At 33.0% G+C, this 11,298-nt stretch carries 14 protein-coding genes; 9 read left to right on the forward strand and 5 right to left on the reverse strand.

The window, feature by feature from the left end; genetic code table 11:
• Window positions 1–5 precede the first annotated feature (5 nt).
• The 4 genes from BN55_RS04380 to BN55_RS04395 are packed head-to-tail and all read left to right on the forward strand — an operon-like array spanning window position 6 to window position 4,993.
• Window positions 6–362 carry a YlbF family regulator gene (locus BN55_RS04380; RefSeq protein WP_008470640.1) on the forward strand — a complete coding sequence of 119 codons (357 nt, stop codon included), beginning with the start codon at window positions 6–8 and terminating at the stop codon, window positions 360–362.
• A 2-nt stretch (window positions 363–364) separates the two neighbouring features.
• Window positions 365–1,579, forward strand: coding sequence for a metallophosphoesterase family protein (locus BN55_RS04385; protein ID WP_008470641.1), 1,215 nt, complete (start codon window positions 365–367; stop codon window positions 1,577–1,579).
• A complete protein-coding gene (locus BN55_RS04390) occupies window positions 1,566–4,016 on the forward strand; it encodes an ATP-binding protein (RefSeq protein WP_008470642.1) in 2,451 nt (816 codons plus the stop codon). Before BN55_RS04385 ends, BN55_RS04390 begins: the two co-directional genes overlap by 14 nt.
• Window positions 4,016–4,993: a 3'-5' exoribonuclease YhaM family protein gene (locus tag BN55_RS04395; RefSeq protein ID WP_040469264.1), complete on the forward strand. Its 978-nt coding sequence runs from the start codon at window positions 4,016–4,018 to the stop codon at window positions 4,991–4,993. Before BN55_RS04390 ends, BN55_RS04395 begins: the two co-directional genes overlap by 1 nt.
• Window positions 4,994–5,050: 57 nt before the next feature.
• On the opposite strand, the gene BN55_RS04400 is transcribed toward BN55_RS04395, so the two are convergent.
• The 4 genes from BN55_RS04400 to BN55_RS04415 form a co-directional block, all read right to left on the reverse strand.
• Window positions 5,051–5,953: a peptidylprolyl isomerase PrsA gene (locus BN55_RS04400; protein ID WP_008470644.1), complete on the reverse strand. Its 903-nt coding sequence runs from the start codon at window positions 5,951–5,953 to the stop codon at window positions 5,051–5,053.
• 110 nt (window positions 5,954–6,063) lie between these two features.
• Window positions 6,064–6,399: a hypothetical protein gene (locus tag BN55_RS04405; RefSeq protein WP_008470645.1), complete on the reverse strand. Its 336-nt coding sequence runs from the start codon at window positions 6,397–6,399 to the stop codon at window positions 6,064–6,066.
• Window positions 6,400–6,405: 6 nt separating this feature from the next.
• Window positions 6,406–6,891 carry a hypothetical protein gene (locus tag BN55_RS04410; protein ID WP_008470647.1) on the reverse strand — a complete coding sequence of 162 codons (486 nt, stop codon included), beginning with the start codon at window positions 6,889–6,891 and terminating at the stop codon, window positions 6,406–6,408.
• A gap of 85 nt (window positions 6,892–6,976) precedes the next feature.
• Window positions 6,977–7,411, reverse strand: coding sequence for an HIT family protein (locus BN55_RS04415; protein WP_008470649.1), 435 nt, complete (start codon window positions 7,409–7,411; stop codon window positions 6,977–6,979).
• A 79-nt stretch (window positions 7,412–7,490) separates the two neighbouring features.
• Here BN55_RS04415 and BN55_RS04420 point away from each other — a divergent pair, with 79 nt between their 5' ends.
• Genes BN55_RS04420 through trmB form a run of 3 tightly spaced genes read left to right on the forward strand, consistent with a single transcriptional unit; the run spans window position 7,491 to window position 10,097 of the window.
• On the forward strand, window positions 7,491–8,234 hold the full coding sequence (locus tag BN55_RS04420) for an ABC transporter ATP-binding protein (RefSeq protein WP_008470650.1): 744 nt from the start codon (window positions 7,491–7,493) through the stop codon (window positions 8,232–8,234).
• The gene (locus BN55_RS04425; RefSeq protein WP_008470651.1) at window positions 8,227–9,429 is read left to right on the forward strand and encodes an ABC transporter permease; all 1,203 of its coding nucleotides are present in this window, start codon (window positions 8,227–8,229) and stop codon (window positions 9,427–9,429) included. The genes BN55_RS04420 and BN55_RS04425 overlap by 8 nt, the downstream gene beginning before the upstream one ends.
• 14 nt (window positions 9,430–9,443) lie before the next feature.
• The gene (trmB, locus tag BN55_RS04430) at window positions 9,444–10,097 is read left to right on the forward strand and encodes a tRNA (guanosine(46)-N7)-methyltransferase TrmB (RefSeq protein ID WP_008470652.1); all 654 of its coding nucleotides are present in this window, start codon (window positions 9,444–9,446) and stop codon (window positions 10,095–10,097) included.
• Between the two features lie 47 nt (window positions 10,098–10,144).
• Here the strand turns inward: trmB and BN55_RS04435 are convergent, their stop codons facing one another.
• The gene (locus BN55_RS04435; RefSeq protein ID WP_008470653.1) at window positions 10,145–10,531 is read right to left on the reverse strand and encodes a hypothetical protein; all 387 of its coding nucleotides are present in this window, start codon (window positions 10,529–10,531) and stop codon (window positions 10,145–10,147) included.
• Between the two features lie 159 nt (window positions 10,532–10,690).
• On the opposite strand from BN55_RS04435, the gene BN55_RS04440 reads away from it, so the two are divergent.
• Together BN55_RS04440 and BN55_RS04445 are read left to right on the forward strand one after the other, a co-directional pair.
• Entirely contained in the window at window positions 10,691–11,011 is a 321-nt protein-coding gene (locus BN55_RS04440; RefSeq protein ID WP_008470654.1) for a thioredoxin family protein, read from the forward strand.
• Window positions 11,012–11,036: 25 nt separating this feature from the next.
• The coding region (locus BN55_RS04445; RefSeq protein WP_040469266.1) for a DUF4479 domain-containing protein at window positions 11,037–11,298 on the forward strand (262 nt) is incomplete at its 3' end.

Here is an 11,298-nt window from a genome sequence, read left to right on the forward strand (position 1 = left end):
AATTTATGGTAAATGTTTATGATAGCGCTAATCAAGTAGCAGAAGACTTACAAAAGACTCCTCAATTTGAAGCATTGAAGAAATCTTTAGAATCTTTGAAGAATAATCCAGAAAGCTTAAAATTATACGGCGAAATGGACGCACTTCAAAAGAAGGTCATGGCTGCTCAACAAGCAGGTCAACCTTTATCAGATGATATAAAAAAAGAATATGCTGAAATCAATACTAAAGTTTCAAACAACGATGATTTGAAAGATATGATTAGTAAAGAACAAGCAGTATTTCAATTGATTAACGATGTTCAAAATACCTTTACTAAACCATTAAGTGATTTATACAAAGATTTGGAAAATAAAAATTAATTATGAAATTTATTCACTTAGCGGATACGCATTTAGATAGCCCCTTTTTAGGGCTATCTTTTTTGCCATCTAACCAATTTAATCAAATAAAAAAAGCAACTGAAAATTCATTCACTAAAATTGTAGATTATGCCATTGATAATCAAGTTGATTTAGTTTTGCTAGCTGGCGATAATTTTGATTCAATCCATCCTAGTCCACATAGTCAATTATTCTTTAAAGAGCAATTAGATCGACTAATAGATAATAAAATTCAAGTTGTCATGATTTTAGGAAACCATGATTATATGAAAATCCAAGATCTGATTTTGCCCCAATCGCCATATTTTAAATTATTAGGTCAAAATCAAGAAATTGAAAAAGTCAGTTTGCAAACAAAAACTGGTTTTAAATATGATGTTGTTGGCTTTTCTTACCAGCAAAATCATATTCACGAAGATATGGCACTTAAATTTCCTACTAAAAGTAGTAACTATACAATCGGCTTAATGCATGCAGGCCAAGCAGCTAATAAAAATCAAGATAATTATGCTCCTTTTAAGTTAAGCGAATTACAAAATCTAAATTATGATTATTTTGCTTTAGGTCATATTCACCTACGTCAAACTTTAAGTCAAAATCCGCTAATAGCATATAGTGGTAACATTCAAGGTCGTCATATCAATGAAAGTGGTGAAAAAGGTTTTTTGTTAGGGCAGGTAGATGAAAATACTAAGGCAACTAGCATTAATTTTGTCCCAACTAGCGACATTATCTGGCAGCGAGCAGAATTAAAATTAAACGCACCACTTAGTCGCACGCAATTAATCGAAAAAGTTGTGCAGATTTTGGCTCAAAATAATCATCAAACTACTTTATTTGGCTTAACAATTAATGGAGCCCAATACTTATCTGATGAAGATAGGGAATTTTTACTAGATAGTGATGCTTGGCTTGAAATTTCAAAGCAGCTGGATTTTGATTCTAGTCTAGTAAAAATTTATTTAACTGATAAAGTAGATATTTCTTTAAGCAATAATGATCAGGATTACTTTAATCAAGCTAAACAAGAAGTATTAAGCCATGACTATCTTCTGCAGCTTGCAAAAAGCTTAGCGAAAAAGAGCGAATACGCGCAGAAAATAATAGATGATCCGTCATTTTTTAAAGAAGTTGAGAAAATGGCAACAGTAAAATTAGGACATGATTTAAGGGATATTGAAGATGAAACTGACTAAAATTGAAATTATTCACTTCGGTAAGATAAGTGAAAAAAATTATGATTTAAAGCCAGATTTGGACGTCTTTTTTGGAGAAAATGAAGCTGGAAAAAGTACAACAGTTGCTTTTATCAAGCAGATCATGTTTGGCTTTCACTTGAAAAATAATAAATCTGCCTTTTTTGAGGATTACTTTCCATTGAGTAAAGCGAGTCCAATGGGTGGTAGGTTGCATTTTCAAGATGGCGAGCATGAATTTATCTTACAAAGAACTTATGCTAGTGGAGATTCTAAAAAAGGCAGTTTAAAGGTTTATTTGGATGGCCAAGAAGTTCCAGAAAACGTCTTTTTTGACAAGATAAAAAATATTGATGGCGACTTTTATACAGATTCTTTTATTTTTAACCAGGATATGTTGACCCAAGTAAATAGCCTTAATCAAAATGAACTGATGGAAAGAATTTACTTTTTAGGAGCAGCTCAATCAAATAAGCTTTTGGCTTTAAGAAAAGACTATGCCAGTCATGCAGCTGATTTATTTAAAAAAACAGGTCGCAAGCCGATCATCAATCAATTGATAAATGAATTAACTGATAAAAAAAGCGAAGTAAGCGACATTAGCAATGAATTTGAATCTTATCAAGCTTTATTATTGCAGATCAAAAAATTAGAAAGCGAGCAAAAGCAAAAACAAGCGCAATTAGTCGATATTAATAAAGAAAATCAAAAATTGCTTTTGATGAAACAAAAAATAAAAAATTTTGATGAGTATCAAGAATTGCAAAAGCAGCAAAAAAATATTGCTTTTTCGCCAGAACTTTATGATCAAGCTCAATCTTTAAGTCTAGAAATAAAAAATTTGCAGGCTTCGCTTGATTCAAAAATGCAGTACGTCGATCAATTGCAAAAACAGCTTCTATTGCAAGAACAAGTTAAAAAGATGCAAGCTCTTGTTGATCAAAAGGCTGAATTTTTGCAGTGGCAAAATGAAGTTAGTCAGTTAAAAAGAAATATTCAGCAGCTAAATGATGAAATTGCTCAGATTCAAACGATTAATCCGGATATTTCTAAGATAGAAAATTTAACACCAGAGCAAGTATCTAATTTAAGAAATGAATTACAAACCTTAAAATCGCAAAACACAAATAATACGCAAAAGGCTGCAATTCCAAATTGGGCTGGTTGGATAATTGCAATAGTTGGTTTAATTTTAGCATTTGCAATGCATAACTTTGTTTGGCTAGTTTTAATGTTAATTGGAATAGGTCTATCAATTTGGACTAATAGAGAAAGTAAAGATAAGGGAGCAGAAGTAGACCAGAAAGTAGCTTTTGAGCAAAAATATAGCTTAAATTCTGATACTTTTGATTTAGATTCAACTTTAAACTTACTTTACCAAATTCAAGCAAAGCAAAAAACAGTCTTGCAAAATGAAGCGGATCTTGAAAATTTAAATTCTCAAATTAAAGAATTTGAAGTGCAACTTGCTCACCTACTGCAAGTAAATGTATCAAATCAAGAAACGGTTATTTCCAGCTTACGAGATTTAACCCAAGAATTAACTAATCAAACTCAAATAAAATCTAAGTTTGAACAATTGAATCAAGAAATCGATCATTTGAAGACACAATTGAAATTGCAAAAGCAAAATTTGCTTTTAACTTTTAGCAAAGCTAATGTGCAAGATCAAGCAGAGTTTGATGAGTTAAGAAAACAATCAAATATTCAGGCAAAATTGAAGCTTCAGCTTGATACTATTCGCAATAATCTAGGCGATGATCTGGATAAAATCAAAAATCTTGAAAGTGAAAATAATTCCATTGATCAAAAGCTGGCAGACTTACAAAAGCAAGCTATATCATATCAAAATGAAATTAGCGATTTACAGGCCAAACTTGCTGAAATTAGAGTTAAACAAGATAATTTAGCTGATTCCAATGAATTATTCAATAAAAAGCAAGAATTGGCTACGCTGCAATCGCAGCTTCAAGATGAAATGTTAGATTATCTGTCTGACTTAGCTGTTTCTAATTGGATTGGTAGAAGTTTAGATTTAGCATCTAATGAACGTTTTCCTAAGATGCTAGTCAGTGCAAAAGAGTACTTTAAATTGTTAACTGGCGGACGATATGTTGATTTGAAGCTAGATAAAAAGTTAGTAGTTGTTGATGATCAAGGTAAGAAAAAAGAAGTTCAATACCTGTCTCGTGGAACTAGCGAGCAGTTGTATTTTGCTTTAAAATTAGCATTTGTTGAACAAATTGCTGATGAGATTTCTTTACCAATTTTAATTGATGACGCATTTGTAAACTTTGACAATCAGCGAACTGAGTATATAGTGAAGTTGATAGAAAAATTGTCAGCTAAAATGCAAGTGTTGATTTTCACTAATCGAAAAGAACTAGCTAACGATCTAAATTCTAGTGTTATCAACTTATCAAGCGAGGTGAGATGATGTTTAAGAAACTTTTGGAATATAATGACGGCGAAGAAATGAACATTGTCGTCATGTTAAAGGAATCAGTTTTAAAGACAAGCAAAAATGGCAAGCACTACTTAATTTTGAATTTTACTGATAGTAGTGGTGAAATTAGAGGCATTTATTGGGATGCCACGCCACAAGATGCCCAAAATTTTAGTGCTGGATCAATCGTTGAGTTAAACGGTAAGCGTGAAGAATATCAAGATCGACCGCAAATTAAGATTTTTTCTTTAAGAACTGTTGGTGAAAATGAGGGCTATGATTTAAGCCAATTTGTTAAAACTGCCCCAGTGAAACAAAAATACTTAGAAGAAGAAATCAATAAAAGGGTATTTGAGATTTTAAATCCAACATGGAATCGAATCGTACGCTACTTGCTCAAAAAATGGCATGATAAGTTCTTCATTTATCCTGCAGGTAAGATTAACCACCATGCCGTAAAAAATGGCTTAGCATTTCACACAGTAAGTATGCTTAGAGATGCTGAAGGTATTTGCAATACTTATCCGCAAGTCGACCGCTCGCTTTTATATGCGGGATGCATTGTTCACGATATGGGAAAGGTGATTGAATTATCGGGCGTAGTAGCTACTAAATACACGACAGAAGGAAATTTAATTGGCCACCTAGTTTTAATTGATGAACAGATTGTTTTAGCTGCTAAAGAACTAAATATTAATCCGCATAGCGAAGATGTCATGCTTTTAAGGCACATGGTATTGTCACACCATGGTTTGCCTGAATATGGTGCAGCTAAAAGGCCAGCTTTACTTGAAGCAGAATTGCTTCATAAAATCGATGACTTAGATGCAACTGTTTATGCAATTACTAATGCTTTGCAGCATACTAAGCCAGGACATTTTACTGAATTTATTGCTTCGCAAGATAATCGACGCTTTTATCGTCCTTTAAAAGATGACGCATTAGATCAAAGTGAAAAATTAGAGTAAAAGAAAAACTCTGAAGCCATGAACTTCAGAGTTTTTTATGTGTCTTATCAGTATGAATTAGTTATTTGCGGCTGATGAAGAAGTTACGTACTTAGTTAAAACGTCCTTCAAATCGTTATCCTTAATTGACACATCAGCACGCTTCAAGACAGTTGCCAAAACGCTTTGCATTACACTTTGGTCTTGAGCCATCTTAGCGTAAATTTGGTTATCAATTGCCTTCTTGTGGTCTTTGAAACTACCTTTAGCAGGATGTTTAATCATCTTAATAACGTGGTAACCAAATTGAGTCTTAACTGGGGTAGTAGTGTATTCGCCAGTCTTAAGCTTAAATGCAGCAGTCTTGAAAGTTGAATCTAAAGTAGTATCAGTTGAGTCAAATGCTGGTAATTTACCTGCATCATTCTTAGTTGCAGTATCAGTTGAGTACTTCTTAGCTAAAGTCTTAAAGCTTTCGCCTTTCTTTAATTGAGAAATAACTTCGTTAGCAGTGCTTTCTTTAGCAACTAAAATGTGTTGTACAGTAACTTTAGGTTGGTAATTCTTCCAAGCTTTCTTTTCTTGAGCTGGAGTAATCTTCTTGATATGACGCAAGGCTTGTTGCATTAATAAGTTAGTCTTAATGCTTTCTTTGTAAGTTGAAGTAGTTAAGCCTTGTTGTTGCAAAATGGCTTCAAAAGAAGAACCGTATTGCTTCTTAGTAGAGTTGTATTCTTTGTTAACTTCTTTGTTAGTTACGTACTTGCCGTATTGCTCTTCTAAAGCATCGTTAACGATCATGTTAGCTAAGAGTGATTGGCCAGCTTGTGATTTCTTCATCTTGTCATAGTATTGTTGTTGGGTAATTTTACCGCCTTTATAGTTAACAACGGTCTTATTACCTGCTGAACAAGCAGTTGCACTTAAAGCAATACCTGCAAAAGCAACAGCAGTTGCAATCTTTTTCCAGTTTTTTATCATATTGAAAAATCTCCATATCCTTTGATGATTATTTACAGGTTCAAATATAACATAAAAAAGCCTCTTTGCCCAAAAAGACTCAGAGACTTTTATTTTTTTCAATAAAGTTTTTAAAGTTTCTTAACTTTGTTGATAGTTGTCATTGTTTGATTGATTTCTGATTTTATTGCTTCTAGATTAGGTTTAATGCTAGTTTGAAAGTTACTTAGCTCAGTTTTTAAAGAGTTTAAAGTCTTTTGCGCTTGGGGAAGCTCTGCTTGCAACAGTGCTGCACTTTGACTAGCACTGTTTGAACTAGTGGCTAAAGTGTTAACGTCGCTAGCAGTATCGTTAACCCAAGCTTTAACATCATCTTTAACTTTACCGGTATTTTCAGCATTTGGTAAAAATGATATTGCTGCACCAACCAAACTTCCAATACCTAATCCGATAGTAAAAAATTTCATTTGTAATTATTCCTTGTGTTCTTCGTGTTCTGAAGCACCAGATGATGAATCAGTTTGACTTGAACTTTCTTTTGGTTCAGAGCTTTCGTGATGTTCTTCTTGTGAAGCGCCAGAAGCTGAATCTACGTTGCTTTCAACTTTAGTTGGTTCAACTTTTTCGCCTTCAGCTTCTTCAAGATCTTTGCTTGGATCTTTACCGTCCATCTTATCTTTGATTGCAGCAAAGAACTTCTTGTGGTCTAATGCTTTAAATGAAGCAGCGGTGAAGGCATCAACGAAGACTTTAGCCTTTGATTCTTTTTTGTCATCTTTTTTATTTTTATCTTCTAATTCATTGTAGATAGTTTTTACACGATGGCATGAATCCGTGAAGTTATCAACAGTTTCTTTGACGTCTTTTCTCAATGGTTGACCACTAAGAGGGTTTTTAGCATAAGAAGCTAATCCACCAACAATAGCACCTGAAACAATTCCTATTAAAAATCCTGGCATATATATTACCTCTATCTATATAAAATAAAATGTTTAAACTAATTAACATCTTTATTGTACCGCAAATAGAGGCAAAAAGATTGTTTTAGAAATTATTTTTGATAGCGTTTGCAACTGAATTATAACGTTCTTCGTCGTATTCATCTGCGTGGTTAACGTGAGGGATAACCATGTCGTCGTTTTCGCTGTAACGTGGAATTAGGTGGATGTGTGAGTGCATAACAACTTGACCAGCAACTTCGCCGTTATTTACTTCGACATTTAGACCCTTAATTTTAGGATCTGACTTTTTAATTGCTTGGCTAATTACAGGAATATATTGTAAAAATCTTGCAGCGTCTTCTTGGCTATAATCAAAAAAATTAACTAAGTGTTTTTTAGGAACAACTAAAGTGTGGCCCTTAGTTACTTGTGAGATATCTAAAAATGCCTTAACATCGTCATTTTCAAAAACTGTGTAAGAAGGAACTTCGCCTCTGATAATTTTACAAAACAGACAATCTTGCTTTAATTCATCCATAATAATTTTCTCCTATTTTTAGTTTAACTTATGTTCATGCTATCATATAAAGGAAGTTTTTTCAGTAAGGAGAAAAATCATGGCATTAAAAATCGAACACTTAAGCGGTGGTTATGCTGGAACCACTGTAATTAAAGATGTCAATCTTACAATTGAACCAGGCCAGGCCCTAGGACTTATTGGCTTAAACGGAGCTGGAAAATCGACTACTATCAAGCACCTATTAGGATTAATTAGAATGCAAAAGGGTACTATCAGTCTTAATGGCGTGCAATTGATGCAAAATCCTACCAAGTTTAAACAAATGGTAGCTTATATTCCCGAAACTCCAATTTTGTATCCTGAACTTACCTTAAAAGAACATATTGAATTAGTAATGCTTACTTATGGTTTAGATAAAGAAAAAGCTTGGGTGCGTGCTCATGAATTATGCAAGATGTTTCGTTTAGATAATAAATTGGACTGGTTGCCAATAAACTTTTCTAAAGGGATGAAACAAAAAGTAATGATCGTAACGAGCTTTTTAGCTGATAGCGATTTATTAGTAATTGATGAGCCATTTACTGGGCTTGATCCACTGGCTGTAGCCAACTTTATCGATTTAATTAAGCAAGCAGTTAGTCAAAAAAAGATGGTCTTAATGACTACTCACGTTTTAGCTCAAGCCCAAGAAGCTGTGCAAAAGTTTGCTGTATTAAATAATGGAACTATTGAAGTTGAAGGTAGTTTAGAGCAAATTAGAAAGCACTATGGCTTAAGTGATAGTGATTCAATTGACCGTTTATACCAGATTTTAAATCAGGAGCAATTGCATCATGAATAATATTGTTAAAAAGAGGCTCGAAGCCAATTTTAAAAAGCAGATGCACTACTTAACTTTGGTGTTCAATGATTTCTTTATCTTGGCATTGATCTTTTTATTTGGTGCATTAATGTTTTGGTATGCGCAAAATATTAAAAAATGGCCTAGCAATTTATGGTTTTATAGTCCACTTTTAGCTTTGATTTGGACAATTACTTTAAGCTTTGGTAATTTTACTAGTTTGCTTCAGCGAGCTGACGAACATTTTTTGTTTAATCAAGATAAAAATATGAAGGAGTATTTCAGACCTTTATATTCGCATTCGATGATTTTGCCGATGATCTTAATTTTGCTGGTTTCAGGCTTGTTATTTCCGTTTGCAACAACGCGAGCTGGTATATCTTTTGCAACTTTAATTTGGATCGTTGTTGGACTTTTAGCAAGTAAAATTACCCAATTTAAGTTGATTGTTAAGAGTTTTTATTTTAATAAAAGAAATTACTATAATTTCTGGCTCTTTGTGTTAATTAATTTTGTTTTACTAACCATAACCATTAGCACGAATTCTCTATTATATGACGCAATTATGGTTGCTTGTTGGGTTTCAGTTTCCTATTTACCGCAAGGAGCTGGTTTTAACTGGTATAAGGCAGTTGATTATGAAGAAAAACGCCAAGATTTATTAGCCAACTTTTATAGTATGTTTACTGATGTGCCAGATAAAAAGGTTAAGATTTCACGTCGTAAATATCTAGATTTCTTGTTAAGCCACAAAAAGCAAACACCAAATACCTTTTTATATCAAAGATCATTATTGCGCGATCCTGAATATAACAACTTATTAATTAGAATGTCGCTTTTTTCGATTTTACTTTCGTGGACTTTGCAAGATTATAAATGGGCAACAGGACTAGGCGCTTTAGTAATATTTTTGACTCTGTATCAATTGATTCCCTTGGGCACTGTGTATGAGCACAATATGATGTATCACGTGATGCCAATTGAACAAAAAACGCGCAATAAAGATTTAGCCCGCGTTTTGCAAAAAGGGATGCTAATTGAGTGGCTTTTGATTTCAGTAGGATTAGTTGTATTTTCTCCAGAAAAAATTTACGCGCTTTTTGCAGCAATAGGGTTATTGATTTTTACCTTTATCTTGCTGTATGCTTATTTACCAGTACGAATTGAAAGTTTATTTAAAAAAATTAGATATTAATTTTGAGGAAAGATATGAGATTAAGAAACAAACCTTGGGCACAAAAACTTGTTCAAGAACATCCCGAAGCAATATTAAATCAGCCTGATCCTGAGAAAAAAATCGACTGGAAAAGTCGTTTTGATGATTTTTCTAAACCTTTAGCAATCGAAATTGGTTCAGGTAAGGGACAATTTATTACTACTTTAGCTAAGAATCATCCTGAAATGAATTTTATTGGCATTGAATTACAGACTACAGCAGCAGGTATGATTCTAAGAACTAAGCTAGAAGAAGGCATTGATAACTTGCAATTAATGTGCGCTGATGCGGCTAATATTGCCATGTTTTTGCCAGAAAATAGCGCTGATATTATTTATTTAAACTTCTCTGATCCATGGCCTAAAACACGTCACGAAAAAAGAAGATTAACTTACAAGAGCTTTTTACGCGAATATCAGACAGTTTTAAAAGATGACGGTCATCTTGAATTTAAGACTGATAACCAAGGCTTATTTGAGTATAGCTTGGTAAGCATGAATAATTATGGCATGAAATTTGATTTTTTAAGTTTAGATTTGCACCATAACAAATCTGAAATTGCACAAAATAATGTTGAAACCGAATATGAGCATAAATTTGCCGCTAAAGGCAATCCAATTTACTGCTTGCATGCGTCATTTAAGTAAAAAAATAAAGTCAGGATTTGATCATTAAGGATTAAATCCTGACTTTTTTAATTGGCATATTTTAAGCGTAAGAGCATTTCATTGGAGCTATTGACAGTGAGCACAAATTTAGTAAATGCTTTTTCATGATCTGGCAAATCCACGAAGTCGTCAAAATCCAGAATTTCTTGGTTGAAACTATCCATCAAGTTAAGCATATCTAAATTGGCATTTTCTAAATATGAAGGCAAGCCGCTATTTTCTAGAGTTTGCTGCTTAATTTGAGCTGCAATCTTATGATAGCTTGAAATAAGATCGGAAATTTGATCAACGTTTGCTTCAACGATTTCTAGCCAATGCGAAGTATCGGTTTGAATATTTTTAATCATATTGTTGAAAACATTATGTAAATTAAAGCCTGCTCTTAATAAAGCTTTATCGTCTGATTCTTGCATAGTAACGACCTTCTTTGCACTTGGTATCTTAACTTTATTATAGGACAGAAAAATGCGTATAGAGAAATCTTTAAGTTAAAGAGTAAAAATAGTAGCTTTTTATGAAAAATCAAAGTAAAATATAAATGTACTTATAAAAAGTAAGAAAGGACGATAAAGATGGAAGCAATTAAAGAATTAACTCCAATTAAATTAAAAGAAATTACAAAAGATGGCAGAGTGGTATTATTATTTTCTGCTGCTTGGTGCCCTGATTGCCGCTTCTTAGATCCATTTTTACCAGAAATTGAAAAAGATTTTTCTGATGCTAAATTTTATAAAATCGACCGCGATGGATCAATTGATGTCGCAAAAGAATTAAATATCTTTGGAATTCCTAGCTTTGTTGTCTACCAAGATGGCAAAGAAATTGGTAGACTAGTAAATAAGGACAGAAAGACTAAAGAAGAAGTAGAAAACTTCCTTAACTCTCTCAAATAGTCTAAGAAAGGAATATTTACTAGAAATGATTGTTTCTACCAATAAAGCAAGTTATCCAGATACTTTAATCGTAATTACCGGACCAGATAATGGTCGTAGTAAATTTGTTGAAAAAGACAAGGTTACCCGTGTTGAAGACGCAGATGGCAATTTGATCGGCTACAACTTTTTCAATGTTAGCGACTTTTTAGATTATGATAAACTTCCAAATGGACAGGTTCATCCTAATCAAGAATTAGTTGACAAGTTAAACAAAAAAGTTTCAGAAGCCGGCTTTGACGAAAAGA

Source organism: Lactobacillus hominis DSM 23910 = CRBIP 24.179 (assembly GCF_000296835.1).
Lineage (GTDB): Bacteria > Bacillota > Bacilli > Lactobacillales > Lactobacillaceae > Lactobacillus > Lactobacillus hominis.